General features: G+C 40.9%; 23 protein-coding genes and 1 pseudogene. 12 read left to right on the forward strand and 12 right to left on the reverse strand.

Annotated elements, in window-relative coordinates; genetic code table 11:
- Window position 1 precedes the first annotated feature (1 nt).
- The 5 genes from ACOKFD_RS18195 to ACOKFD_RS18215 all read left to right on the forward strand — a co-directional run bounded on the left by ACOKFD_RS18195 (window position 2) and on the right by ACOKFD_RS18215 (window position 4,413).
- Window positions 2-751 (forward strand): Na(+)-translocating NADH-quinone reductase subunit C, encoded by a 750-nt coding sequence (locus ACOKFD_RS18195; RefSeq protein WP_422859211.1) that lies wholly within the window; start codon window positions 2-4, stop codon window positions 749-751.
- A gap of 2 nt (window positions 752-753) precedes the next feature.
- Window positions 754-1,401, forward strand: a complete 648-nt coding sequence (locus ACOKFD_RS18200) for an NADH:ubiquinone reductase (Na(+)-transporting) subunit D (protein WP_299000250.1) — start codon at window positions 754-756, stop codon at window positions 1,399-1,401.
- Between the two features lie 11 nt (window positions 1,402-1,412).
- Entirely contained in the window at window positions 1,413-2,156 is a 744-nt protein-coding gene (gene nqrE, locus ACOKFD_RS18205; RefSeq protein ID WP_299000248.1) for an NADH:ubiquinone reductase (Na(+)-transporting) subunit E, read from the forward strand.
- 2 nt (window positions 2,157-2,158) lie between these two features.
- On the forward strand, window positions 2,159-3,466 hold the full coding sequence (gene nqrF / locus ACOKFD_RS18210; RefSeq protein WP_299000246.1) for an NADH:ubiquinone reductase (Na(+)-transporting) subunit F: 1,308 nt from the start codon (window positions 2,159-2,161) through the stop codon (window positions 3,464-3,466).
- A gap of 86 nt (window positions 3,467-3,552) precedes the next feature.
- A complete protein-coding gene (locus tag ACOKFD_RS18215) occupies window positions 3,553-4,413 on the forward strand; it encodes a DUF4846 domain-containing protein (protein WP_422859212.1) in 861 nt (286 codons plus the stop codon).
- 61 nt (window positions 4,414-4,474) lie between these two features.
- Here ACOKFD_RS18215 and ACOKFD_RS18220 read toward each other — a convergent pair whose 3' ends face one another.
- Window positions 4,475-5,608 carry a S41 family peptidase gene (locus ACOKFD_RS18220; protein WP_422859213.1) on the reverse strand — a complete coding sequence of 378 codons (1,134 nt, stop codon included), beginning with the start codon at window positions 5,606-5,608 and terminating at the stop codon, window positions 4,475-4,477.
- A 218-nt stretch (window positions 5,609-5,826) separates the two neighbouring features.
- On the opposite strand from ACOKFD_RS18220, the gene ACOKFD_RS18225 reads away from it, so the two are divergent.
- From ACOKFD_RS18225 to ACOKFD_RS18235, 3 genes are all read left to right on the forward strand, one after another.
- Window positions 5,827-6,972 (forward strand): helix-turn-helix domain-containing protein, encoded by a 1,146-nt coding sequence (locus ACOKFD_RS18225; protein WP_422859214.1) that lies wholly within the window; start codon window positions 5,827-5,829, stop codon window positions 6,970-6,972.
- Window positions 6,973-7,054: 82 nt separating this feature from the next.
- Window positions 7,055-7,417: a Na(+)-translocating NADH-quinone reductase subunit F gene (locus ACOKFD_RS18230; RefSeq protein ID WP_422859215.1), complete on the forward strand. Its 363-nt coding sequence runs from the start codon at window positions 7,055-7,057 to the stop codon at window positions 7,415-7,417.
- Window position 7,418: 1 nt separating this feature from the next.
- On the forward strand, window positions 7,419-8,426 hold the full coding sequence (locus tag ACOKFD_RS18235; RefSeq protein ID WP_422859216.1) for an FAD:protein FMN transferase: 1,008 nt from the start codon (window positions 7,419-7,421) through the stop codon (window positions 8,424-8,426).
- Here the strand turns inward: ACOKFD_RS18235 and ACOKFD_RS18240 are convergent.
- From ACOKFD_RS18240 to gpmI, 3 genes and pseudogenes are all read right to left on the reverse strand, one after another.
- On the reverse strand, window positions 8,419-9,195 hold the full coding sequence (locus ACOKFD_RS18240; RefSeq protein ID WP_422859217.1) for a class I SAM-dependent methyltransferase: 777 nt from the start codon (window positions 9,193-9,195) through the stop codon (window positions 8,419-8,421). The genes ACOKFD_RS18235 and ACOKFD_RS18240 overlap by 8 nt on opposite strands.
- Window positions 9,196-9,238: 43 nt before the next feature.
- Complete coding sequence (gene map, locus ACOKFD_RS18245; protein WP_422859218.1) at window positions 9,239-10,057, reverse strand: type I methionyl aminopeptidase; 819 nt, start codon at window positions 10,055-10,057, stop codon at window positions 9,239-9,241.
- A gap of 72 nt (window positions 10,058-10,129) precedes the next feature.
- Window positions 10,130-11,651: pseudogene (gene gpmI, locus ACOKFD_RS18250) on the reverse strand (2,3-bisphosphoglycerate-independent phosphoglycerate mutase).
- 209 nt (window positions 11,652-11,860) lie between these two features.
- Here gpmI and ACOKFD_RS18255 point away from each other — a divergent pair.
- Window positions 11,861-12,247 (forward strand): ankyrin repeat domain-containing protein, encoded by a 387-nt coding sequence (locus ACOKFD_RS18255; RefSeq protein WP_422859219.1) that lies wholly within the window; start codon window positions 11,861-11,863, stop codon window positions 12,245-12,247.
- A gap of 91 nt (window positions 12,248-12,338) precedes the next feature.
- Here ACOKFD_RS18255 and ACOKFD_RS18260 read toward each other — a convergent pair whose 3' ends face one another.
- The 8 genes from ACOKFD_RS18260 to ACOKFD_RS18295 form a co-directional block, all read right to left on the reverse strand.
- Window positions 12,339-12,506, reverse strand: a complete 168-nt coding sequence (locus tag ACOKFD_RS18260) for a DUF6747 family protein (RefSeq protein ID WP_299000231.1) — start codon at window positions 12,504-12,506, stop codon at window positions 12,339-12,341.
- A 116-nt stretch (window positions 12,507-12,622) separates the two neighbouring features.
- Window positions 12,623-13,387 carry a M48 family metalloprotease gene (locus ACOKFD_RS18265; protein WP_299000229.1) on the reverse strand — a complete coding sequence of 255 codons (765 nt, stop codon included), beginning with the start codon at window positions 13,385-13,387 and terminating at the stop codon, window positions 12,623-12,625.
- A gap of 40 nt (window positions 13,388-13,427) precedes the next feature.
- A complete protein-coding gene (locus tag ACOKFD_RS18270; protein WP_422859220.1) occupies window positions 13,428-14,165 on the reverse strand; it encodes a M15 family metallopeptidase in 738 nt (245 codons plus the stop codon).
- 72 nt (window positions 14,166-14,237) lie between these two features.
- The gene (locus ACOKFD_RS18275) at window positions 14,238-15,422 is read right to left on the reverse strand and encodes a gliding motility-associated C-terminal domain-containing protein (RefSeq protein WP_422859221.1); all 1,185 of its coding nucleotides are present in this window, start codon (window positions 15,420-15,422) and stop codon (window positions 14,238-14,240) included.
- On the reverse strand, window positions 15,423-16,076 hold the full coding sequence (locus tag ACOKFD_RS18280; protein WP_422859222.1) for a hypothetical protein: 654 nt from the start codon (window positions 16,074-16,076) through the stop codon (window positions 15,423-15,425).
- Between the two features lie 3 nt (window positions 16,077-16,079).
- Window positions 16,080-19,571 (reverse strand): beta strand repeat-containing protein, encoded by a 3,492-nt coding sequence (locus ACOKFD_RS18285; RefSeq protein WP_422859223.1) that lies wholly within the window; start codon window positions 19,569-19,571, stop codon window positions 16,080-16,082.
- 175 nt (window positions 19,572-19,746) lie between these two features.
- The gene (locus ACOKFD_RS18290) at window positions 19,747-20,913 is read right to left on the reverse strand and encodes a gliding motility-associated C-terminal domain-containing protein (RefSeq protein WP_422859224.1); all 1,167 of its coding nucleotides are present in this window, start codon (window positions 20,911-20,913) and stop codon (window positions 19,747-19,749) included.
- Window positions 20,914-23,121 carry a hypothetical protein gene (locus ACOKFD_RS18295; RefSeq protein ID WP_422859225.1) on the reverse strand — a complete coding sequence of 736 codons (2,208 nt, stop codon included), beginning with the start codon at window positions 23,119-23,121 and terminating at the stop codon, window positions 20,914-20,916.
- A 213-nt stretch (window positions 23,122-23,334) separates the two neighbouring features.
- Between ACOKFD_RS18295 and ACOKFD_RS18300 the strand changes: the two genes are divergently transcribed.
- From ACOKFD_RS18300 to ACOKFD_RS18310, 3 genes are read left to right on the forward strand one after another with little or no spacing between them, the layout of a single operon-like run.
- A complete protein-coding gene (locus tag ACOKFD_RS18300; protein WP_422859226.1) occupies window positions 23,335-24,075 on the forward strand; it encodes a carboxypeptidase-like regulatory domain-containing protein in 741 nt (246 codons plus the stop codon).
- Entirely contained in the window at window positions 24,065-24,859 is a 795-nt protein-coding gene (locus tag ACOKFD_RS18305; protein ID WP_422859227.1) for a hypothetical protein, read from the forward strand. The genes ACOKFD_RS18300 and ACOKFD_RS18305 overlap by 11 nt, the downstream gene beginning before the upstream one ends.
- On the forward strand, window positions 24,856-25,668 hold the full coding sequence (locus ACOKFD_RS18310; RefSeq protein ID WP_422859228.1) for a carboxypeptidase-like regulatory domain-containing protein: 813 nt from the start codon (window positions 24,856-24,858) through the stop codon (window positions 25,666-25,668). The genes ACOKFD_RS18305 and ACOKFD_RS18310 overlap by 4 nt, the downstream gene beginning before the upstream one ends.
- The last annotated feature ends 6 nt before the right edge of the window (window positions 25,669-25,674 follow it).

The following is a 25,674-nucleotide window of genomic DNA, read 5'->3' on the forward strand; positions in this document are numbered from 1 at the left end:
CATGGCATTGAATACAGATAAAAATAGTTATACCGTATTGTTTGCGGTGATTATGGTAGCTGTTGTAGGCTCGCTATTGGCCTTTCTTGCATCTAGCCTTAGCGGAAAGATTAAGGAAAATGAACGTTTTGAAAGACAACAGAACATATTGTACGCCATGGGAATCAATGAAAATACCCCAGATAGTGGTGTTAATTTCATACCCACGGATGTAGTAGAGCAAAGATTCACTGAAAAAGTAAAGCATCAATATGTTTGGGTAAATGGAGAAATTCAAGAGGATGACCAAGCATTTCTTATTGATGTGAAGAAACAGCTAGCAGCTTTAAAAGAAGGTGGTGATGCCCGTCTTCCCATATTTGTTGGGGAAAAGGAGGGGGAAGAACTCTATGTGTTGCCCATGTACGGCAAAGGACTATGGGATGCTATTTGGGGGTTTATGTCCGTAAATAAAGATATGGTAGTACAAGGAGTGTATTTTGATCATAAGGGTGAAACAGCAGGACTAGGTGCTAATATTAAACTTAGGTTTTTTATGGACGACTTCATTGGCGAGTCTCTGATGGAAGGAAAAAGCTATTCTGGAATCGAGGTGTCAAAAACCAACAATGATCCTGTTAACAACGATAAAGAAGATAATGAGGTAGATGCCATAGCAGGGGCAACGATAACAGGGAATGGTGTTTCGGCAATGATTAAAGAAACCCTGAAAGCTTACAGACCTTATTTGGAAACAATTAGAAACAATTAGAAATGGCATTACTCTCAAAAAAAGATGCAAATCTTATACTAGACCCTCTAGCAGATAACAATCCAATTACTATTCAAGTATTGGGAATATGTTCTGCTTTGGCGATTACGGCCGAACTAAAGGCTTCTTTAGTAATGGCTATTTCTGTAATCTTCGTGATGGGAATTGGAAATATCGTTATTTCCTTGCTCAGAAATGTAATCCCTTCTAAGATTAGGATTATTGCACAGCTAATAGTGGTTGCTACTCTAGTGATTGTAGTGGACCAGGTTTTAAAGGCTTTTGCCTACGAATTGAGCAAAACACTATCTGTATTTGTCGGATTGATTATTACAAATTGTATTATCATGGGACGCTTTGAAGCGTTTGCCCTTGGTAATGGGGTATGGAGATCATTTTTAGATGGTATCGGTAATGCTCTTGGTTACGGTGTAATTTTGGTAATCATTGGATTTTTTAGAGAATTATTAGGTTCAGGAACTTTGTTCGGTATTCCGGTTTTAGGAGACCCCATTGCCAAAACGGGATTGTATTCCATCGGTTATGAGAACAATGGATTTATGATTATTCCTCCAGCAGCATTAATTGTGGTTGGAATTATCATCTGGGTACAACGTTCCAGAAACAAGGCATTAATTGAAGAAGCATAAAGTAAGGAAGCATGTTAGAGCATTTAGAGTTATTTTTCAAGTCCATCTTCATAGACAATATGGTTTTTGCGGTCTTTTTGGGAATGTGTTCCTATTTGGCCGTATCCAAAAAAGTATCAACGGCCGTAGGATTGGGAGCTGCGGTAATCTTCGTATTGGCCGTAACTGTTCCTCTTAACTGGCTTTTAGACCAATATCTTTTACAAGATGGTGCTTTGGCTTGGTTAGGACCTGAGTATGCAGATTATAATTTGAGTTTCCTTTCATTTATTATGTTTATTGCAACGATTGCAACCATGGTGCAATTGGTGGAGATTGTAGTAGAGAAGTTTTCTCCGGCCCTTTACAATTCTTTGGGTATTTTCTTGCCATTGATAGCGGTTAACTGTGCTATCCTGGGAGGTTCCTTGTTCATGCAAGCCAGAGAAATACCTAGTTTGGGCTTGGCACTTAATTACGGAATTAGTTCTGGAATAGGTTGGTTTTTAGCCATTTTGGCCATTGCAGCTATCCGAGAAAAAATCAGATATTCCAATGTGCCACCACCGTTAAGAGGGTTGGGTATTACTTTTATTATCACAGGATTGATGGGTATTGGTTTTCAAAGTTTTGGAGGTATGCTAACTGGCGATAATGAACCACCCGAAGGCACAGACAATACTACAGTTGAAAAAAGTAAAGAGGAAAAAGAAATAAACGAGGAAATTGATAGCGATGATAAAGCAGTTTCCTATAACGAAGTTTTAAACAAATAAATATGATTTTAGCTACGAGTACCGGAGGTACAATTTTAATCACCGTTGTTGCTTTTCTTATTTTATTGTTACTCTTGGTGGCCCTATTGTTATTTACCAAGGAAAAATTATCTCCATCAGGTCCCGTTACTTTGACCATCAATGGAGAAAAGAAAATTGAAGTTGCTTCCGGGGGTACCTTGTTATCCACTTTGGGTAATCAAAAAGTATTCTTGCCTTCTGCCTGTGGAGGTGGTGGAACATGCATCCAATGTGAATGTCACGTGCTTTCTGGAGGGGGAGAGGCCCTTCCAACCGAAACTCCACATTTTTCAAGAAAAGAATTACAGCACGGAGCAAGATTGGCATGTCAGGTAAAAGTAAAGCAGGATATGGAAATTACCATTCCTGAAGAAGTCTTTGGCATCAAAAAATGGGATGCCAAGGTAGTGCGTAACTACAATGTGGCCTCTTTTATTAAGGAATTCGTGGTAGAAATTCCGGAAGAAATGAATTACAAGGCCGGAGGTTATATTCAAATTGAGATTCCTCCGTGCGAAGTAAAATATTCAGATATGGATATTACAGCCCACCCCGAAGAGCACGAAACTCCAGATAAGTTCCAAGCGGAGTGGGATAAATTCGGACTTTGGCCCTTAGTAATGAAGAATCCAGAAACGGTGGAGCGTGCTTATTCCATGGCTTCTTACCCAGCAGAGGGTCGAGAAATCATGTTGAACGTTCGTATTGCCACACCGCCATGGGATCGTTCCAAGAACGGATGGATGGACGTTAACCCAGGTGTTGCATCCTCCTATATCTTCGGATTAAAACCTGGAGACCCAGTGACTATTTCTGGGCCATTTGGTGAATTCTTCATTAATGAATCAGAATCTGAAATGTTGTATGTGGGTGGTGGAGCAGGTATGGCACCGATGCGATCGCACTTATATCACCTGTTCAAGACTTTAAAAACTAACAGAAAGGTAACCTATTGGTACGGAGGTCGTTCTAAAAGAGAGCTTTTCTACATTGAGCATTTCAAAGAGTTGGAGAGAAGCTTCCCTAACTTTAAGTTTTATATGGCGCTTTCTGAACCTTTGGAAGAAGACAATTGGAAAGTAAAAGAAGATATAGATGCTGAAGGAGATGGTTTTGTTGGATTTATCCATAACTGTGTTATCGATAATTATTTGAACCATCATGAGGCACCTGAAGATATTGAACTCTATTTCTGTGGACCTCCATTAATGAACAAAGCTGTCCAAAAGATGGGTGAGGACTTTGGTATTCCAGATGAGAACATCCGCTTCGATGATTTTGGTGGATAGAAGTTAGAATGTAATCTCGAGTGTAATCGAGAGGTACAAAATAAACCAAACCGATGCGAAAGTATCGGTTTTTTTATTCGGTGAATATGAAAAAACTACTGTTGATAGTCCTAGGCATTTCATTGCTTTGCCTTGTTCTTTACAAAGTAAAGCCTGTAAAGCATACGGTAACAGCTCTTGTAACAGAACCAAGCTTAATTAATGAAGATAGCCTCACGATTATATCTCGGGTAAACGTACCTATCGGTTATGAACGTGTTGAGTATCCAAGGGGTTCATTCGAAGACTATTTAAGAAATTATAAGTTAAAACCCTACGGAAGCAAAATTATCAATTACGATGGTACGGAGTATTTTTGGCAATATGGCCATATTGGAATTCTTGAGATTCCTGTCCCAGAGAATGGTCTTCAGCAATGTGCAGATGCCCTTATTCGAATCCGAAGTGAATATTTATGGGATACCAATAGAAAAGAAGAGATTGGCTTTAACTTCACTAGCGGACACCATTGTACATGGAAGAAATATGCTCAAGGTTATAGACCCAAAATAGACGGGAACAAGGTTAGTTTCCATAAAACAGCGGTACCCGATGATTCCAAGGCTAATTTTTACAGATATCTGGACCTTATCTATACCTATGCCGGAACTCTTTCACTGTATCACGAACTACCTAGGGTTGAAGATGCCGGGGATTTAAAATTGGGTGATGTGCTGATAAAAGGAGGAAGTCCGGGACATATAGTAATGATTTGTGATGAAGCGGTTAATTCAGAAGGAGAAAAGGTGTATTTGTTATTTCAAGGAAACACTCCGGCCCAAAACGTACATTTGGTAAAAAACCTTGAAAATACGACCATGTCTCCGTGGTATACCTTGGAAAAAGATGCGGTTATTCCAGTATCCAACTACACCTTTCAAAGCTCAAAGTTTGTGCGTTTTAAATGACTTTTAAAATCAAAAAACTAGGTTTTTTCGATTACGCTAGTTATTGAGCTTTAAGTTGTATTCAATTCTTAGAATTATTGACTTCCTTCTTCAAAGTACTGTACTTTTCTTTGAGCTTATCATATTCTGTGTTAACTAGAAGTTTATCCAAAGCTGCCAAATAAGCTACCTTTAAAGCTTCATCCACTTTTGCGTTTCGGTGGGGTATTACACCAATTCCTTCCCAATCTGTCTTAGTTACAGGATGTATATGTTTTACTATTGGAAGTTGAATGGCAAAATTGTCATTTATTTCAATAAAATCAATGGCATGAGCGGCACCAGCAGTATTTTGTCCAACTATTATTGCTTTCTTAAAATGCTTCATGCTGTATGCAAATTGCTCTGCTAAAGAAAAGGTTTCTTCACTGACCAAAATAAAAATAGGCTTGTTTAAATACCTATTTCCCCCAATTTCCTGAAATGTAAAAACATCTGTAGTTTCTCCTAAAGGCCTATTAAAGCTTGATGTCCATTTTATTGGATTTTCTTCAAAAAAGTAACTGCCCAAGTAGCTATCCGAAGGACTATAGCCGCCTTGATTCTCTGTTAAGTCGATAATCAATGCATCGGTATTGGCCACAAAGCCCATTGTAGCATCCATGGTTGCTCTCACCCAGTCTAGAGGTTGCCAAAAGGTAAGTTTAACATAGCCTATGTTCCCATCGAGTATTTCTACTTTTTCAAATCCGAAATTCTCCTTTTCTGCATACCAAAAATTCCAATCAATGTACTCCTCGTCAGACTCATTTTCTTGTTCTCCCTCAATATCTGGGTCATCTTCTTCTAGTTGTTCTTGCTGTCTTTGGAACCATTCTCGTCTTGACTGTATTAACTCTGGGTTGTATTGTACTTTAAAATGTTTATCCTTGCTTATTTTCACTAAATCTTCAGTCAAAGTCTTTGCAAAATCTTCTTGTTTTGATATTGAACTGTACTTCCCGGAACCATAGATACTGTCTAACGAATGATTTATAGTTTCAATTAGATTGACCATAACATAGTTTGAATCAATCAATTCTTTGACACTCGTAATTACAGTCTTTTTTTCATTTTTTGGCAATGATTCTTGGGTATAAGTTGAAAGCGGAAGTAGGATTACTACAATGAGTAAAGAGAATCTAAATCTCTGCAGGGTTGTTTTTTTAGATTTCATTCTGGTGATAAATTTTAAATTTCAATACCGAGTAAAGAACGTACTTATTAGGTGTTTAGAGTTCCAAAATTGGTTCTCTGCTAGTCCTAAATTATAGGATGGGACTACTTTTCATTTCAATCTTTTTTGAACAAACCCTAAATCGAAAATCTAAGTTTATTTTTATTTTAGATTGAGTTAAAAATATGCTTCAACGCAAAAGCCGAAATTTTAAATAGATGAGCATATCCCCTTATGAACTTTTTCTTGTTTTAGTGATAGGCCACTGTATTTCCCTAATTTTCGCTATTCAGTTTATCCCCAAAAAACACACAGAAGCAAATAGGGTTATGCAGTATTTGCTAATTATTTATAGTGTTTTTCTGTTTGAAAGGGTTATAATCTCAGAACTGGAAACGGATTTCTACTATACATACCGTTATCTGACCAATGTGCTGTATCTTCTTCTAGGCCCCTTTACCTATACCTATATTAGAAGATTACTGTTTTATAAAAACGGAAACTACACTTTAAAATACGTTCATTATTTACCGGCTGCGCTATACTTTATCTATTGCCTTTTTCATATCTACAACTATAATTTCATAAAAGATATTAGTAGTTACGCTTTTAAGTTTTTGTTTTTTAACGACCTTGTATTCTTCGTCTCTATTTCTGCGTATTTAATTAAGTCTTACGCTTTACTGAATTTTTATGATAAAAATGAAAAACAGGAACTCTCCTTTAATCAACCTATCATAAAATTTATCAAGGTGATGCTTATTTGCCTGTCTGTTTATATGGTATTTTGGGTTTTAGGTATTCTAGAACGATTTGTAATTGACTTATGGATTGATATTGCATTGATTTATGACATATCGTGTTTAATACTTGGTATTCAGATTTATGTTGTAGGTTTCTATAGCCTAAAACATCCTGGAATATTTAAAATTCAGTTTCCTACAAATCCGGAGGATAAGCCTGAAAAAAGGATTAGACTTGACGAAAATGAAATAAGCAAGATTCAAAGTCTAGTAAATACCTTTTTTGAAGAAAATAAAGGATATCGCCGCCCTGAATTAAGTTTATCGATTTTAGCGAATGAAATTGATACTACAACTAACAAGTTGTCGTGGGTGCTCAATAATTCTTATAAAAAGTCTTTTTATGAACTGGTTAATGGATATCGAGTAAAAGATTTCATAGACAGAATAACTGAAAATGAGCACAAAGAATTTACGCTTATTTCCATAGCGTTTGATGTTGGGTTTAACTCAAGATCTACTTTCTACAAGGTATTTAAGGAGATGACAGAATTTACTCCTACTGAGTACATTAAAAATATAGAGAATGGGTTCAAGGATAAAAATATCACCATGAATTAGTCCTATCAGTTTTTCTTGACCAGCATAATTTAGTTGAATGGAGTTTACCATTCAAATGACTTTTAAGCCCTAATTTTGCATCATGGGAAAACCACTTACAGAGCAAGAACTCCATAATCTGGCCATGAACATTGTGGGTAGACAGTTGGAAGCTGACGGGTTTGAATTTATGGCTATAAACAGTAAGCTTCAAAAGAACCCGCAATACGTATGTTTGAAAGAAAAGATATTGCATTTCATTGTCGTTAGGAACATTAGCTATCCTGAAAATCCAATGGTGTATGACAAAGGTTTGATGGAAAAGATGAAAAATCATGCAGACAAATTTGAGGCTAAAACCTACTTTGCGGGAGTTGGTCTTTCCAATGCTTCGGACCAAAACCTTCCAGTGTATTTAAATGAAGAATATGTTGTGGAATATCAAGGATTAATCGAAATTGAATAAGATGCGAAAAGTTTTAGGGATACTATGCCTGATATCTTTTTTTGGATGTAAAAAGGGTCCGGTAAAAAATCAAAACGTTGGCAATGCACTAGGGACCACTTATTCCATACTTTATATAACGGATGAGGAAGTTGATCTACAAAAAGAAATCGATTCTGTTTTTCAGGTGGTTAACCAATCGATGTCGACATACATTCCGGATTCGGATATTTCTAAAATAAATCAAGGAGATTCAACCCTAGTAGTGGACCATATGTTTCAAGAAGTTTTTGAACTCTCTAAACGAATCCATGATGTTTCCAATGGTTTTTTTGACCCAACAGTGGGGGTTTTGGTAAACGCGTGGGGTTTTGGTCCAGGAAAACCGATCGAGTTGGATAGTACCCGTGTAGATAGTCTTTTGCAATATGTGGGATTTGATAAGGTAGAGTTGACCAGTTCAAATACGATACGCAAGAAAAGGAAGGAGATCTATTTTGATTTCAATGCTGTAGCAAAGGGATATACCATAGATAGATTAGGAGCATTTCTCGATTCAAAAGGAATCGAAGATTATCTTGTAGAACTTGGAGGTGAGGTGTTGACCCGTGGGACTAATGTGATTTCAAAAAAAGAGTGGACAGTGGGTATAGATGACCCTCAGGCAGAGAATGAAAGAAAATTGAAACGCATTGTCCGTTTAAAAGATAGGGCTATGGCCTCATCAGGTAATTATAGAAAATTTCGTGTTGATTCTGAAACGGGTGAGAAATATGTCCATACCATCAATCCAAAAACTGGCTTCACTAAAAATTCCAAGGTTTTGGCCACCAGTGTAATTGCTAACTCTTGTGCAGAGGCAGATGCATTTGCCACGGCCTTTATGGCCATGGATTTGGACGACACCAAAAAGCTACTTTTGATATCTAATATTTTGGGAGGTCCGGAAGTGTATGTTGTTTATTTGGATAGTGAAGGAAACACCAAGGAATACATGACCCCAGGGTTTGAGAACCTGGTAGTTAACTGACCAAAGTTTTCTTGACAAGCGGAATTATTTCTCCTTTGGCCAGCCGATATTTTTCCACTTCGTTTTCGGAAAGATGAGCTGTGTAATCTACTTCTTCCACGATAAACCCAATACTTCTTAATTTGTTGAAATAATCCCTGCCATATATGCGAACATGGTCATATTGGCCAAAGATTCGAGCACGCTCCTTTTTATCGGTGATGCTATCATCTTCAAAAGTGGTTTCCCGTTTTAAATCTTGTGGAATTTGAAAAATGCCCCAACCTTCCGGTTTCATAACTCGATACAGTTCTTGCATAGCCTTGGTGTCATTTGGGATATGCTCCAGTACGTGATTACATAAAATTACATCATAACTATCGGAGTCAAAGGGAAGCTTACAAATGTCCGCTTTCACTTCGGCTAAGGGAGAGTTTAAATCAGTAGTTGTGTATTTAATGTTCTTAAGCTTTTTAAAACGCTCATGAAATGCCTGTTCTGGAGCGAAATGTAATACCTCTAAGTTCTCTTTGAAAAAATTGGTTTCTCTCTGCAGATAAACCCATAGTAAACGATGACGTTCGAGGGAGAGGGTAGAGGGGGAGAGCACGTTTTCTCTTGGGTTTTCATAACCATATGGCAAAAAGCGTCGAAAAGACTTTCCGTCGATGGGGTCCATGTATTTTGAACCTTTCATTGAGAAAGCAATCAGAGGTCTTACCCAGTAACTTAATTTAATAAGCCAAGGTCTTGGAATCAGGTTCAGAAAAAACTTAAAGATTTTTGACACGAATTACGCCAATTTTAATGATGCTCTTGAATTTTAGGATTTATTATAAGATAATCGGTGATTTTCTGAATTCTTCCTCTTCGTTAGTTTCTATGCCTAAAGCTTCATTGATATACTGGAAGGTGGATAGCAGTTCTGGTTTTCCATCAACAATGGCCACATCGTGCTCAAAATGGGCACTGGGTTTTCCATCTGCCGTAAGAATGGTCCATCCATCATTTAATTGCTTTATTCTTCGTGTCCCCATATTTATCATAGGTTCAATGGCCACTACCATACCTTCAACAAATTTTTTACCACGACCCCGTTTTCCATAATTTGGCATTTGAGGGTCCTCGTGTAAATCGGTACCTAAACCATGACCCACCAATTCTCTGACCACACCATAGCCGTGAGCCTCACAATGGTTTTGTATGGCAAATGCAACATCTCCTACTCGGTTACCAACTTTAAATTCTCGAATTCCAACGTATAGTGATTCTTTGGTGATTTTGAGCAGTTTTCTGGTTTCCTCAGCAACTTCTCCTACTTCAAAAGTGTAGGCGTGATCTCCATAAAATCCATTTTTTAGGGCTCCACAATCTACAGAAATTATATCCCCATCATTTAAAACATCATTATTGGGAATGCCATGAACAACTTGGGCATTTGGACTCCAGTTTAGGGTGTTTGGAAAATCGTACATGCCTAAAAATCCGGGTTCCGCACCCTGTTCTCGAATGAATTCCTCAGCGAGTTTGTCCAACTTTAACGGATTTGCCCCAGGCTTTATTTCGGAAGCAATCATCCCAAGAGTTCTGGATACAACGAGGGCACTTTCCCGCATTAATTCAATCTGCTCTGAAGTTTTGATTTTTATCATGCCTGCAAAGATAGGATGAAATCAATTAACTACTAAGCTAGGTTGAATAGACTAAATACTGGGCAAGATTTATTAAACCAATGATTCTTGGGTCATAAGAGCTGGTTTCTCAACACCTAAAAGTGAAAGGATTGTGGGGGCAATATCACCTAGGACTCCATCTTTAACCGACTTGATGTCGTGGTCAACTATAATCAATGGTACTGGATTGGTTGTATGAGCGGTGTTTGGACTGCCATCAGGATTCACCATAGTATCACAATTACCATGATCCGCAATTACAATGGTGGTATATCCATTTTCCAATCCAGCTGAAATTACATCTTTGGCGCAAGTGTCTACGGTTTCACAAGCTTTTACTGCGGCTTCCATTATCCCGGTATGCCCAACCATATCTGGATTTGCAAAGTTTAAGCATACAAAATCGGCTTCTCTTTTCTCAAGTTCGAGAACAATGGCATCGCGAATATCAAATGCACTCATTTCTGGTTTTAAGTCATAGGTAGCCACCTTTGGAGAGGGGCATAAAATTCTACTTTCTCCTTCAAATGGCTCTTCGCGACCACCATTAAAGAAGAAGGTTACGTGCGGATATTTTTCCGTTTCTGCTATCCGAATTTGTTTTTTGTTGGCCCTGGCTAAAACCTCTCCTAAGGTCTCACGTATGTTTTCTTTGTCGTAAATCGCATGAATGCCTTCAAAGGAATCGTCATAGTTGGTCATGGTAACATAATAGAGATTTAATTTTTGCATGTCATAATCAGCAAAATCTTCTTGGCTCAACACTTGGGTAAGTTCTCTTCCTCTATCTGTTCTAAAATTGAAAAAGATGACCACGTCACCTTCGTCTATTTTTGCTATAGGTTGCCCAGCTTCATCTACGGCGTATATAGGCTCGATAAATTCATCGGTAATTCCACGGTCATAGCTCTCTTGCATACTTTGAACAATATTGGAACTAAGCTTTCCTTCTCCTTTAACAACCAAATCATAGGCTTTTTTGACTCTTTCCCAGCGTTTGTCCCTATCCATGGCATAATATCTGCCTATAACAGAAGCTACGCTAGTTTTTTTATCATTACAGAAGTTAATCAAATCCTCCAAAAATGCTTTCCCACTTTTTGGGTCAACATCCCTGCCATCCGTAAAAGCGTGCACAAAGGCATTTCCCGAACCCTGAACTCCTTCAAAAGCGGAAATCAAAGCCTTTATATGATCAATATGACTATGTACTCCACCGTTGCTAACAAGACCTAAAAAATGAACATTCTTGTTGTTTTTCTCGGCATAAGTAAAAGCATCTGTCAAAACACCTTCGTCCTTAATAGTATTTTCTTTGACTGCTTTATTGATTTTAGCAAGGTCTTGATAGACGATTCTTCCTGCACCTAGATTCATATGACCTACTTCGCTGTTTCCCATTTGTCCTTCAGGAAGTCCAACGTTCATGCCATCCGTGAGAAGGTTGGCATTGGGATACTTTTGATAAAGAGAATCTATAAAAGGGGTGTTGGCTTGTTCAATGGCTGATATCTTCGGATTCCGGAGATTTTCCCCACCCATCCAAAATCATGAGAATGACTTTCTTATCCATAGTGAAAGATTGAAATTCAAAAATAGGATGAATTGATTGGATGCCCTAGCGTTTCAGGTGGTTTTCCTTTTGAGAATCTCACATTTTTTCCGGCAAAAACCTGAGACTTTGTTAAAGTTAAGTTATATAAGTGTTAATCGTGTAACATTTGGAGATAGAACGAGTCTATCATGTTATAAAACTTATTTATAATCAAAAATTTATTCATCATGAAAAAAACAATCCTAACAGTTACAGCGGCATGCCTTTTATTGGTAGCTGGCGTAAGCGCAAACGAAACTTCTTCTCCAGCAGTAGAAGTGGAAACTACAATCTCTTATGAGATTAACTCTTTTTGTATGGCTATCGTTAAAGGAGATATCGACACTGTTAAAAAACTAATTAGCTTGGGAGAAGATGTAAACAGAAAATCTTTGGGTATGACCCCACTGCACTATGCGGCCCGTTACAACCGTGCTGAAATTGCAGAAGTTCTTTTGGCAAATGGAGCAAATGTCAAGAAGAAATGTGATAAAGGATATACGGCACAAAAATATGCCAAACTTTCCGGAGCCATGGAGGCTTTGGAAGTAATAAATTCTGCTGTGAAAAAATAGAAAGGAGTTTATTCATCCAAAAAAAGCCCCTGCAGTCTGCAGGGGCTTTTTTCTTTCAAATGTGTAGTGTCCTTGTAAAAGAGTAATTCTCTTAAAACTCAAAGCCAGTAAAGGCCCTGTACAAAAAGGCATATAATGCCATAGCCAATAAAATGGCACAAAAAATTGAGTATGCCTTTAAAAACAATACCAAATAACTTGGTTTGCAATCGTCAAAGGCTTCTCGGTAAAGCGACTTAAAATGCAATAGTGTTCCCATTTGTTCTCATATTAGGGTAGCACAAAGGGGTCGTAGAAACTAGTAATTGATTTGGGGTCACTCAAAGGTAATGAAAACTAAACAATCCTATTTTTTAATCGATGAATGTGCAAATTCTATCGACCTGAATATTTTTTAATAGCGTCCCTTATTTTTTCAATCCTATTTTCTGGGTCGGGATGGGTGCTCTGAAATTCTGGAACCCTATTAGGACCAGCAGCGGCTTTTAGAATTTGCATCACCTTGATCATTTCATTTGGGTCGTATCCCGACTGAATCATTAAAAGCACTCCAAGTTCATCACTCTCCAGTTCATCACCTCTTCCATTTTTGAGCAAGGTATTTTGTCCTATTCCACTTACCAATCCACCCATGTCACCACCAACATTGGCTCCCATGGTCAAAGTTTGCCAGAAACTACTTTCTGCAATACGTTCAGCAGAATGTCTTCCGATTACATGACCAATTTCATGACCCAAAACTCCTGCCAGTTGTGATTCATTCAATTGGGAAAAAAGCGCATAGGTAATAAAACATTGTCCTCCCGGAAGTGCAAAGGCATTGATGGTTCTATTATCTGCAAGCAAATGAAAATCAAAGTCATAAGGAGTCTCACGAGCTATGCTATTTTGGACTAGACGATTGCCAACAGCATCAACCAAAGCTTGCATACGCTCATCGGGGTAAAGGCCTCCATGCTGCTGGGCCATTTCAGGGGCACTTTGAAGACCTATTGCAATCTCCTGTTCAGCAGTCATGTTGATATTTTGGACCCTGCCTGTATATGGGTTTTCTTCCTGATTACTGCAGCGCTGTATAAAAGCAAAGACCACAATGGCCAATCCAATAAGTATACGGATTTTCCAACTTCCTCTTCTCATGGTGTTAGTGTTATAGTAGTTGGAAGATACAAAAAATGGGCTACAACAATTTGGGGTTAATATCTAAAATGTTATCCCTGATATAAGATTTTAGGAAACCCAAAGTAAAGTATTCGGAACCAATAAACTCTTCATACTGAAGTAATTTCACAATATTTTTCTTTCTAAAGGCGGTCAACATAGGAATTGAAATGGGCGCGTAGCTGTAGTGCCAAGGTTCATATTTAAATCCCCTTCGTTTAGGTTCATTTGTATAGACCAAATAGAAACCAAAACTTTCAGAATGCTCATCAAGCCACTTTTTGAAACCCTCAAATGGTCCTCCGCTTTCAAATTTTTCCGGGACTAAAACACCCCCTGTTGTTTTAGGATATCCATCAATAATATCGATGTCCGTTCCCCAATGGTGCCTGCTAGTCCCCGGGATGGTAGAATATTCAATGATTTTGTCAATGGCATCCAGCGGTTGTATACCATCATCTTCTGTATACCTCAGATATTTTCTTTCCCATATACTTTCTTGACGATAGAAATCTCGGAAACTGGAAACCATTTTTATGTCAAACCCATCTTGATAAGCGGCTTTTTTCATTTTAACGTAGGCGTCATGTGCTTCCTCTCTTAGATTGATGCCTTCACCAAATAATGGAATTTCCTCTTTTCCCATCAACTCCAAAGTAGAGTATTCGGAACTTTTTTGGTTGGCGGGGAGAACAAAAGGGAAGGAAAGTGCGGCACCAGCAGCAGCGGTTCTTTTAACAAATGACCTTCTTTTCATAAATGATTGACGAGTTTTTAGCAAGTTAAGAAGTATTTTTAAGTCCTTGCTTCAACTCCTGAATTTTATAGTCTATTGTGTGTCCGATATATAGAGATATCCTTGGAATTTTTCACGGGTATCACTCACGGTAAGCACATAAAAATATATACCTGCCGAAAGTCCTGAGTTTCTGCTGAGAACTGAGTCCCTATTGGAGATTCCATCAAACTCATTGGCATAATTCAACTTGGAATATACCAGTATACCATATCTGTTGTAAATATTTAAAATATTGTTGGGTACGATTTCTATACCATCTATAATTAAGCGGTCATTGACCCCATCACCGTTGGGTGTCAAAAAATAATTGTCCAACTCCAAAACAGAAAAAGGCTCCAAGAGTTCATCCGTTCCACCAAGTGTAATTACTTCATAATCGCTTGGTAAAAAAGTTTCGGATGTAACGCTTCCATTGTCTAGATTACCACTTACACCGGTATTTCCAAGACTTTCCCACTGATTGGATGCTCTGCTCCAACCCACTACCAATACATTTTCGGTACTCTCTGCTAGTAACGAAATATTACTTTGCGTATCCCAGGTTAGCGTAACCACAGATGATTCACTGCCATCCAATCGCCAAAATTCAAAGTTGCTAATTTGAAAATCATCGGTTGCAACGGCATCTGTACTGAAGTTTTCACTTAACGAAGTTGGAGCACTAGGGTCTTCAAAAAAATAGGCACAACGAGTCAGGCTATTAATTTGATTGGATGTTAGGGTAAGTTGCCGAATCCTGGTTCCATCGCCAACCGGAAATGTAATCATCGATTTATTGCTTGCACCTGCATACCCATCAACATGATTCTCATTTCCAGTGCCTGTAAAGAAGGCATCATTGATAAAATTTAGATAGCTATCCAATGTGTTTTTTGACGTCAAGACATTACCGGAAATAAAATTGGCATTATTGGTGACTCCTACCCAAGTGTCCAATTGTAATCCATTATCTGCAAATATTTCCAGGTCATTGAATATGGGATTTGAACTTCCAGAGATTGTTAATTGGTCATCACTATAAAAGCCGGTTAGTCCTCTATTGTTGAAAAAAAAGCCATCATCTATCAAATCTAGATGAAAACCTACCGATGCATCAGAATGAAATTGTAGCGAACCATAATTATGGAAGGCCTGCTGCGAATGCCCAGACATACCCAAAAGGAACATCATGGTTAAAACCGAAGCACTGTGCGATATGTACTCTTTCAAACTCATTTACCTATATGCCTGATAAATTACAACGATTCCATCTGCGAAACTATCCGTATTTAGAGTGAAACCATCTGAATTAAAGTTTGTGACCGTGGCCGAAGTAATCCCTAAATTATTTCCGTTTTGATTCCCATAACGCAATCCAATACAATGTGAATTAGAGGCAAAACGCGAAATATCATTGATGGAATTTCCACTACCTCCAACATAAATCACCTGTTCCGAAACACTGTTGCCCTCATTACGCGCAAACCCGGTCATGGAACCAAATGAATTAGCAATACCAGAGTTGTTATTGCCCACTTGGTTATCTGCGTTTAGGTTAAACTGCTCAACATTGGCATAAGCTGAAAAGGTAACGTAGCTTGGTTCGAACGGAATTCCAGTAATGTTTTGATTTCCTGCACCCGTAATTTGAAACGCGCCAACATAGCTATTTGAAATATTGGGAACTTCTACCCATGCGGAATTACTATAAAAATGAATACTGCTGGTGGTTGTATTGTAAACCAAAGAACCTTCTATAGGATTGGCAATGTTATTCATTTCCACAGCGGTTACGTTATGTATGCCCACTAAATCACCTGCTGTTACCTGAGCTGTCAAGAAAGATACCGAGAACAATAAGATACCAAAAAGAGTTTTTCTAAAAAGCATAGGCTATAGGTCAATTACTGTAAACATGAATTCCGAGTCGAAACGGTTTCGGTCACTACCCCCATTATCATTATCCCCAATGATTACCTCGAAACCATTTACATTTTGATTTCTGTAAGATATGCCAGGGTCGTCATTGCCTGCTCCGTCTCTACTAGGCTGCGAAAGTTGTATAATGTAGTTTCCATCCCCTACAGCACCAACAGGAAGATTCACTCTATAGTAGCCATTACCCCCTAGTTTGGTAACGGAAACTCCAGCCGTCGCTTTGGTAACACTTCCATCGGAAGCAATTTTACCAAAAGCTCTAATTGGACTTGCATAGAAAGCACCTCCATTGGCTCCTACTGTGATACTATTATTGGCCTCGGCACCAACGACATTGGCAGTTTGGTCCGTTATATCCTCATTGGTATATGTGATTACGCCTGTAGAGGTATCTTGACTCAAATTGGTCACGGTATTATCATCACCATCAGCTAAACCAGCCGGCACATCGGTAAGGTCGTTGAAGCTACCGGAGAAATCATCGGTCACATCGGTATCAAGGTTCGGGAACTCGTTGTTGACGGCCGTGGCGACCTGTGCATCTGTGAGCTGTGTATCGTTGTCTATATCATCGGCGAAGCCAGCCGGTACGCTGTTCAATGATGACCACTCCCCGTCAAAATCGTCGGAAGCGTCCGTGTCCAGATTGGCGGGCACATCGGTAAGGTCGTTGAAGCTACCGGAGAAATCATCGGTCACGTCGGTATCAAGGTTGGGGAACTCGTTGTTGACCGCCGTTGCGACCTGTGCATCTGTGAGCTGTGTATCGTTGTCTATGTCATCGGTGAAGCCTGCCGGTACGTTGTTGAGCGAGGACCACTCCCCGTCAAAATCGTCGGAAGCGTCCGTGTCCAGATTGGCGGGCACATCGGTAAGGTCGTTGAAGCTACCGGAGAAATCATCGGTCACATCGGTATCAAGGTTCGGGAACTCGTTGTTGACGGCCGTGGCGACCTGCGCATCGGTGAGCTGTGTATCGTCGTCTATGTCATCTGCGAAGCCAGCGGGCACATTGTTCAGTGAGGACCACTCCCCGTCAAAATCATCAGAAGCGTCCGTGTCCAGATTGGCGGGCACATCGGTAAGGTCGTTGAAGCTTCCCGAGAAATCATCGGTCACATCGGTATCGAGGTTCGGGAACTCGTTGTTGACGGCCGTTGCTACCTGCGCATCGGTGAGCTGTGTATCGTTGTCTATGTCATCGGCGAATCCTGCCGGTACGTTGTTGAGCGAGGACCACTCCCCGTCAAAATCGTCGGAAGCGTCTGTGTCAAGATTGGCGGGCACATCGGTAAGGTCGTTGAAGCTACCGGAGAAATCATCGGTCACATCGGTATCGAGGTTGGGGAACTCGTTGTTGACGGCCGTGGCGACCTGCGCATCGGTGAGCTGTGTGTCGTTGTCTATGTCATCGGCGAATCCTGCCGGCACGTTGTTCAATGATGACCACTCCCCGTCAAAATCGTCGGAAGCGTCCGTGTCCAGGTTGGCCGGCACATCGGTAAGGTCGTTGAAGCTACCGGAGAAATCATCGGTCACATCGGTATCGAGATTGGGGAACTCGTTGTTGACGGCCGTTGCTACCTGCGCATCGGTGAGCTGTGTATCGTTGTCTATGTCATCGGCAAAGCCAGCGGGCACGTTGTTCAATGATGACCACTCCCCATCGAAATCGTCGGAAGCGTCCGTGTCCAGATTGGCGGGCACATCGGTAAGGTCGTTGAAGCTACCGGAGAAATCATCGGTCACATCGGTATCAAGGTTGGGGAACTCGTTGTTGACGGCCGTTGCTACCTGCGCATCGGTGAGCTGTGTATCGTTGTCTATGTCATCGGCAAAGCCAGCGGGCACGTTGTTCAATGATGACCACTCCCCATCGAAATCGCCGGAAGCGTCCGTGTCCAGGTTGGCCGGCACATCGGTAAGGTCGTTGAAGCTACCGGAGAAATCATCGGTCACATCGGTATCGAGGTTGGGGAACTCGTTGTTGACGGCCGTTGCTACCTGTGCATCGGTGAGCTGTGTATCGTTGTCTATGTCATCGGCGAAGCCAGCGGGCACGTTGTTCAATGATGACCACTCCCCGTCAAAATCGTCGGAAGCGTCCGTGTCCAGATTGGCCGGCACATCGGTAAGGTCGTTGAAGCTACCGGAGAAATCATCGGTCACATCGGTATCGAGGTTGGGGAACTCGTTGTTGACGGCCGTTGCTACCTGCGCATCGGTGAGCTGTGTGTCGTTGTCTATGTCATCGGCAAAGCCAGCGGGCACGTTGTTCAATGATGACCACTCCCCGTCAAAATCGTCCGAGGAATCCGTGTCCAGATTGGCCGGCACATCGGTAAGGTCGTTGAAGCTACCGGAGAAATCATCGGTCACATCGGTATCGAGATTGGGGAACTCGTTGTTGACGGCCGTTGCTACCTGCGCATCGGTGAGCTGTGTGTCGTTGTCTATGTCATCGGCAAAGCCAGCGGGCACGTTGTTCAATGATGACCACTCCCCATCGAAATCGTCGGAAGCGTCCGTGTCCAGGTTGGCCGGCACATCGGTAAGGTCGTTGAAGCTACCGGAGAAGTCATCGGTCACATCGGTGTCGAGGTTGGGGAACTCGTTGTTGACGGCCGTGGCGACCTGTGCATCGGTGAGCTGTGTATCGTTGTCTATGTCATCTGCGAAGCCAGCGGGCACGTTGTTGAGCGATGACCACTCCCCATCGAAATCGTCGGAAGCGTCCGTGTCCAGGTTGGCCGGCACATCGGTAAGGTCGTTGAAGCTACCGGAGAAATCATCGGTCACATCGGTGTCATAATTGCTTAAGTCAATATTCGTTGCATCTGGGTCATTACTAAGTGTGATAACCCCAGCAGCAAATTCTAGGTTTTGAATTTCATTTTGGTCGTCAGAATCTGCATCATTCACGTTCAAATCAATTGTGTTACCATTGGAGATTGAAATGTTTCCTGCGTTTCCATCGGTGCTTAAAGTCTGACTATCAGTTCCATTGGTATCAATAATGGTTAAAGCCCCGGATTCACTTGTATATGTGTAAGTGCCATCAAAATTATCAATCAGCGTGGTGACCGTTTCAGGCGCACCATTAAACACCAAGTCGGTACCCTGCCCATCCGATAGTGTTATGGTTCCATCACCGTTATCCGTAAAACTAAATCCTCCAGAATTGGAAGCGTCACATAGATTTATCCATTGTCCTCCATTAAAATAATGCACGCAGTTGGTATCGGTATTGTAGATGACCGCCCCATTCAACGGGGTAATACTTTGCATTTGTGCCGAGGTTAACCGTGTAAGTACCAACGCTTTGTTGTTACTTTCCAGTTCAAGAATGGATGAGGGATTAATTACGTTGGGATTGTCGCCAACTTTAACCTGCGAAAATATAAGCACAGGAAAAAGCAGGGCAAGCAGAGACAGCCTTTTTTTCATGATAACATTAAGATTTGTGGCAAAACAAATTTAACGTAAAAATCGAGCTAAACAATTAATCAAGAAAAGTATTGTTGTGTAGAAGGAAAATAGTGTGGTAAAATAGGTCAGTTTTTTCAATCATCTAGGAATTAAATGATTACATCGATACTTTAACATGAAAAAACCTTCATAACTACCGGTCCAAGTACAAAAAACCTTGGTATTCCAGCTCCAAATCATTTAGGGTTACCAGATAGTAGTAGAAGCCCTCAGGAAGCCCAATATCTTGGCTAAGTACAAAACTTCCCGTGTTGGAAACCCCTGTAAACTCATCAACATAGTTGATTTTTTCAAACACTTTCTGCCCAAACCTGTTAAAAATTTGTAGGATGTTATTGGGGGATTCCGATAGTTCTTCAATAACTAAAGCATCGTTTACATTGTCGCCATTTGGACTTAAAAAGTAGTTGCCCAATGTAGGGTTGTTTACAGCAAACGTATCCGTGGGTAGAGGAATGGTTCCGAATGTGATTGCAGAAAAATCGTTGGGCACAAAGGGCTCCGATGTAACAAACCCTTGGTTTAGGTCTCCACTTTGTGCCGAGTTCCCGATTACTATCCATTGGTTGGACTGTTTGCTCCATCCTACTACGATGATTCCTTCGGGTTGAAGGTTGGGAATGGCCACAAGATTACTTCGTGGGTTCCAGCTAATGGTCACGGTTGCTTGGACATCACTCTGAACTATCCAAAACTCACGGTCAGAAACCGTTCCTATGCTTCTTACTTTTTCTTCTACATCAAAAGTCTCCGTTATGGAGGATGGATTTGATGGATTTTCAAAAAAGTAAGCGCAAACGGCCAAATCGGTATTCCCTTCAGAATCTAACATTAAAGGTCTCAGCAGTTCCGAATCTCCAACTGGAAATGAGAAAAAGTCACGATTTGTTATAGCCGCAAACCCGGTTACTTTGGATGCGTCGTTTTCACCTGTAAAAAAACCATTGTTTTGAAAATTGAGAAAAATGGTTTGGTCGTTTAATGGTGTTAAAATGTCACCATCTATAAAATTGGTATTGTTGAGTACATTGATGGAGTTTCTTAGAAAAATGTTGTTCGCTACCAAAAATTCCACATCAGTAAAGGTTGGAGCAATACTACCCTGAACCTGCAAAGGAATATTTCCATAAAAGCCTGCTAACCCCTGGTTATTGTCAAAAGGCACTTCATTAATCAAATCCGCATGAAAACCTAAAGCGCCATTGGGGTGTATCCGTAAGTTGCCACTATTGTATAGGGCATTTTGGGCTTGGGTAAAGCTAAAAGAAAATAATAAAAGAACGATTGCGTTTTTTCTCATTTAGGGGGCTATTACAGTATAGTTCCAATTCGCATTGATTGCAGTTGGTACACCTCCAATAAACTCGTAAATCTGGACTGAAAAAGTTGTAGCAGCTTGATTGGTTAACTGAATCATTATAGGATTTCCAGGAGTATTTTCTTGCACGGTTAGTTGGATGATTGATGTAGCAGTAATTAAAGGATTATTAATCGTATAAGCGCCTGCAGTTCCTCCTCCTGCGGTTTGTTGACCAGAAAATAAGATTTGTTGAGCAAGTTCCCAATTAGTGCCATTCCATTGAATTAATTCACCTGTAGCTGTCCCGTCCGCTAGTTTTGGCAGTGTGACGTTTGCATCGAGTATTTTGTCTGTTGTGACGGCGTCCGTTGCGAGTTCGTCAGCTGCGATTCCTCCATCGGTCACATCAAGGGTGAAGGGGTCAGCGTTGGACCCTGTTCCGGACCTTGTCAATGACCCTCCTGCAGTTGCGTTTAGCACCTCGTTTCCTACGACTCCGTCCACTTCGGCTGCTGGTGCGGCCTCTTCCCATTGTGATGCGGCAGCGTTCCATTGGATGATGTTGTCGTCCACGGTTCCGTCGGCGATTTTGGCAAGGGTCACATTGGCATCGAGTATTTTGTCGGTTGTGACGGCATCCGTTGCGAGTTCGTCAGCTGCGATTCCTCCATCGGTCACATCAAGGGTGAAGGGGTCAGCGTTGGACCCTGTTCCGGACCTTGTCAATGACCCTCCTGCAGTTGCGTTTAGCACCTCGTTTCCTACGACTCCGTCCACTTCGGCTGCTGGTGCGACCTCTTCCCATTGTGATGCGGCAGCGTTCCATTGGATGATGTTGTCGTCCACGGTTCCGTCGGCGATTTTGGCAAGGGTCACATTGGCATCGAGTATTTTGTCGGTTGTGACGGCATCCGTTGCGAGTTCGTCAGCTGCGATTCCTCCATCGGTCACATCAAGGGTGAAGGGGTCAGCGTTGGACCCTGTTCCGGACCTTGTCAATGACCCTCCTGCAGTTGCGTTTAGCACCTCGTTTCCTACGACTCCGTCCACTTCGGCTGCTGGTGCGGCCTCTTCCCATTGTGATGCGGCAGCGTTCCATTGGATGATGTTGTCGTCCACGGTTCCGTCGGCGATTTTGGCAAGGGTCACATTGGCATCGAGTATTTTGTCGGTTGTGACGGCATCCGTTGCGAGTTCGTCAGCTGCGATTCCTCCATCGGTCACATCAAGGGTGAAGGGGTCAGCGTTGGACCCTGTTCCGGACCTTGTCAATGACCCTCCTGCAGTTGCGTTTAGCACCTCGTTTCCTACGACTCCGTCCACTTCGGCTGCTGGTGCGGCCTCTTCCCATTGTGATGCGGCAGCGTTCCATTGGATGATGTTGTCGTCCACGGTTCCGTCGGCGATTTTGGCAAGGGTAACTGCGTTGTCAATGATTTCATCAGTTCCTACTGCGTCATCATCCAGCTTTATATTGGTGATGCCGTTATCTCGTATCTGAAGCCCGTTGGTGGCATCTACTTCAATGGTGGTTCCGTCCACATTTACCTCAAGGTCCATTGGGACCAAGGAAGCTCCAGCTTGAGTTCCCGTTATAGAGTTGTTTGTAGATGTAACGTCCTCTCCAAGATTTGCTAGAAAAGTTGTATCCTCAACTAGTTCCCATTCCGTGCCGTTCCATTGAATAAGCTGTCCATTGATAAGCCCATCTGCCAATTTATCTAAGGTTACGGAGTCATTTCCAAGCTGTAGACTTGTTATGGAATTTGGTGTAATATGGAAATCCCCTATAATGGTGGAAGGAGCAATATTTCGTACTCCATTAATGACCCCTACCTCAAAATTAAAGTTGGTATTGGTAGGGTTGTTGGTAACGGTTTCTGTAAGGATTATGGTAGGGTCAGGATTTACATTGGCATCTGCAGAAAAGGTCTGTCCTTCCGTAGCGCATGGATTGAACCATTCCGTTCCCGTGTAAAAATGAACACATTGGGTGTCGGTATTGTATACCATGGCACCGCGGAGTGGAGTAATGCTCAGCATTTGGGCATCGGTTACACGGGTGATGACCAAAACACGATTACTGCTTTCCAATTCCAACACAGAAGATGCATCCAAATTTTGCGGGTTTTCACCAATCTTTATCTGACTGTATAGGGATGCACCTAAAAGCAGGCAAAGAATCAAAGGGAGAACAGTTTTTTTCACAGGAATGCGGTTTGAGGTTTACTTTTTGTAAACCGCAAAACTACCTTTCTCTAATCATAATTCTAATTATTACCGTTAAAATGTGCACCTTCAAAGTTGAATGAACCTTAGGAAGGGAGCTTAAATTTTTGCGGAATTAACAAAAGTTTAGAATGTTTTTATTTTTTTTACGGTGCCCATGGGCTTTCTTTAGCTGATACTAAACACCTTTTTATGAAAAAAACAATCCTTTTCATTCTCTGTTCTTTTTTCTTCGGATTATCCATTGCGCAAGATGGAAGACAGTTGTTGCGAGGAAAGGTATTGTACCGTGGCGGTAATGTTCCCAATGAAAATGTAATCAATGCTACGGCAGAAACTGCAACCATAACCAACGATGATGGTCAGTTTGTAATTGCTGTAAAAGAGGGTGACCAACTGGTATTTACCGCGGTAAACTATCAATTGGAGGTAATCAATATCACTTCTGAGATTTTACGTAACAACCGATTGGTTGTAGAAGTGACAGAGAAAATCACTGAGTTAGACGAAGTGATTGTGAGTCCGGAAAATCAAAAAAAGTTTTTAGAGGTAAAGAATGAAGATTTCAAAGGTTTTGAATACGAAATAGACCGTGGAACCGAAGTGCAAAACGTGGCGGAATCCCAAACCGTACGAGGTATGCAAGACGGGCTCAATTTCACCAATATTTTTAAAGCACTCTTTAAATCTCGTGACCAAGGGGGCGAGGAACGTGCACCACTTAAGGTCAGTGAAGTATTGCGGCAGGTATATGACGATGAGTTTTTTGTAGTAGACCTTAAACTACCTCAAGACCAGATAGATGCTTTTCTCTTGTACTGTGACAATAAGGTGCCTTCCCAAACCTTGCTTCGGAAGGAAAATGAATTCCAGTTGATTGATTTTTTGGTAACCCAGAGCAAAACGTATTTGGCAGAATTGAATGAAGAGTAGATTCTTTTTGGGATGTGCGCTGATTTTGACTTTAATCCATACCCGCGCTCAAGAGAATAAATTATTGCAGGGTCGGGTAGAGGCACCCGGAAAGGATGTGGTAGGAGTAGTCGTTCAGAATATTACTTCAAAAAATGCCATAATCACCAGTTTTGATGGACAGTTTGCTATACAAGTGCAGGTAGGGGATACCTTGGTATTTTCTGCAGTTCAGTTCAGAAGAAAGACGCTGCCAATAAACAGTGTTATTTTCAATACTAGTTTTGTCACTGTTCCTTTGGAGGAATTCGTAAACGAATTGAAGGAAGTTGTGGTTAGACCCTACAACCTGTCTGGTAACCTTAATGAGGATTTAGGGGGACTTCAATTGGAAAAAGATGTAAGCGCCGAAGCCTTAGGATTACCCAATGCTGGAGTCCGTATCAAAACACAAAGTGAGCGAAAACTACAAGAAGCAGCTGGTCCCAAGTTTAACGCAGGTATGATTTTAAGCCCTCCCTTAAATCCAATCATCAATGCTATTACTGGACGAACCAAAATGCTTAAGAATCGTGTAAAGTTGGATAATACCTATGCCCGTACCCAAAGAGTGCAGGATTTTTATGTAGATTCTCTTTTTGTTGGCCTGTTCAAAATACCAAAAGGGAAAATTAATGACTTTATGTACTATTGTGAGGTTGATCAAGAATTTCAAGATGTAGTGGATTCAGGAGATAAGCTCCGTATTTTGGATTTCATGATTGCGAAGAGCAGGGCGTATAGAAAAGACAACAATTTGGAATGAAAGCTCAGATGGGTTCCAAATTTCTAACGTATTTCTTTTTCCTTTTCATTTCTTATGGTGGGATTTCGCAGAATACAAAGCTTTTAAAGGGCAAAGTGGTTTCAATAAATAAGGATGTGCAGGATGTTACCGTTCAGAACCTAAACTCGGGTAAGGCAACGATTACCAGGAAAGATGGGAGCTTTTCAATTTTGGTAAACCTAAACGATACACTGGTGTTTTCTGCAGTTCAACTCAAGAGGAAAGAAATTCCAGTTTCGAAGGATATTTACAATTCAAACTTTGTACGAATTAACATGGAGGAATTTGTGAATGAATTGGATGAAGTCGTTGTTCAACCCTATAATCTTACGGGTGATTTGAATAAGGATTTAGGAGGGCTTCAATTGGAGAAGGATGTAAGCGCTGAAGCCTTAAGACTGCCCAATGCAGAAGTAAGGATTATTTCACAAAGCAAGAACAAGTTAAATGATGCTGATAACGGTAAATTTTTATATATCGTCCCAATGGGTATAGCTCTCAATATTAACAAAACTCTTAATAGGCTTAGCGGTAGGACTAAAATGTTGAAAAATAGGGTCAAACTAGATGGGGAGTATAAAAGCATACAACAAATAGAGAATCGATATCTTGATTCGGTTTTGGTATTACATTTAAAAATACCAAGTGATAAGTTTTACGATTTCTTCTATTATTGCCAAATGGACGAGGAGTTTAAGAAGATCCGTCAGACACCAGATGAGTTAATACTTTGGGAGTTTTTACTTCAGAAGAGCAAAACCTACAGGAAGAACAATAAATTAGACTAGTTTTGG

The sequence above is a fragment of the Flagellimonas ulvae genome, from assembly GCF_049333175.1.
Lineage (GTDB): Bacteria > Bacteroidota > Bacteroidia > Flavobacteriales > Flavobacteriaceae > Flagellimonas.

Excerpts from the sequence above, each read along its gene's own strand:
- ACOKFD_RS18300 (WP_422859226.1), top strand. The coding sequence starts at position 23,335 with ATGAAAAAAACAATCCTTTTCATTCTCTGTTCTTTTTTCTTCGGATTA.
- ACOKFD_RS18235 (WP_422859216.1), top strand. The coding sequence starts at position 7,419 with ATGCGAAAAGTTTTAGGGATACTATGCCTGATATCTTTTTTTGGATGT.
- ACOKFD_RS18220 (WP_422859213.1), bottom strand. The coding sequence starts at position 5,608 with ATGAAATCTAAAAAAACAACCCTGCAGAGATTTAGATTCTCTTTACTC.
- ACOKFD_RS18260 (WP_299000231.1), bottom strand. The coding sequence starts at position 12,506 with ATGGGAACACTATTGCATTTTAAGTCGCTTTACCGAGAAGCCTTTGAC.
- ACOKFD_RS18215 (WP_422859212.1), top strand. The coding sequence starts at position 3,553 with ATGAAAAAACTACTGTTGATAGTCCTAGGCATTTCATTGCTTTGCCTT.
- ACOKFD_RS18270 (WP_422859220.1), bottom strand. The coding sequence starts at position 14,165 with ATGAAAAGAAGGTCATTTGTTAAAAGAACCGCTGCTGCTGGTGCCGCA.
- map (WP_422859218.1), bottom strand. The coding sequence starts at position 10,057 with ATGATAAAAATCAAAACTTCAGAGCAGATTGAATTAATGCGGGAAAGT.
- ACOKFD_RS18200 (WP_299000250.1), top strand. The coding sequence starts at position 754 with ATGGCATTACTCTCAAAAAAAGATGCAAATCTTATACTAGACCCTCTA.
- ACOKFD_RS18230 (WP_422859215.1), top strand. The coding sequence starts at position 7,055 with ATGGGAAAACCACTTACAGAGCAAGAACTCCATAATCTGGCCATGAAC.
- ACOKFD_RS18195 (WP_422859211.1), top strand. The coding sequence starts at position 2 with ATGGCATTGAATACAGATAAAAATAGTTATACCGTATTGTTTGCGGTG.
- ACOKFD_RS18265 (WP_299000229.1), bottom strand. The coding sequence starts at position 13,387 with ATGAGAAGAGGAAGTTGGAAAATCCGTATACTTATTGGATTGGCCATT.
- ACOKFD_RS18225 (WP_422859214.1), top strand. The coding sequence starts at position 5,827 with ATGAGCATATCCCCTTATGAACTTTTTCTTGTTTTAGTGATAGGCCAC.
- ACOKFD_RS18285 (WP_422859223.1), bottom strand. The coding sequence starts at position 19,571 with ATGAAAAAAAGGCTGTCTCTGCTTGCCCTGCTTTTTCCTGTGCTTATA.
- nqrF (WP_299000246.1), top strand. The coding sequence starts at position 2,159 with ATGATTTTAGCTACGAGTACCGGAGGTACAATTTTAATCACCGTTGTT.
- nqrE (WP_299000248.1), top strand. The coding sequence starts at position 1,413 with ATGTTAGAGCATTTAGAGTTATTTTTCAAGTCCATCTTCATAGACAAT.
- ACOKFD_RS18280 (WP_422859222.1), bottom strand. The coding sequence starts at position 16,076 with ATGCTTTTTAGAAAAACTCTTTTTGGTATCTTATTGTTCTCGGTATCT.
- ACOKFD_RS18255 (WP_422859219.1), top strand. The coding sequence starts at position 11,861 with ATGAAAAAAACAATCCTAACAGTTACAGCGGCATGCCTTTTATTGGTA.
- ACOKFD_RS18305 (WP_422859227.1), top strand. The coding sequence starts at position 24,065 with ATGAAGAGTAGATTCTTTTTGGGATGTGCGCTGATTTTGACTTTAATC.
- ACOKFD_RS18275 (WP_422859221.1), bottom strand. The coding sequence starts at position 15,422 with ATGAGTTTGAAAGAGTACATATCGCACAGTGCTTCGGTTTTAACCATG.
- ACOKFD_RS18290 (WP_422859224.1), bottom strand. The coding sequence starts at position 20,913 with ATGAGAAAAAACGCAATCGTTCTTTTATTATTTTCTTTTAGCTTTACC.
- ACOKFD_RS18310 (WP_422859228.1), top strand. The coding sequence starts at position 24,856 with ATGAAAGCTCAGATGGGTTCCAAATTTCTAACGTATTTCTTTTTCCTT.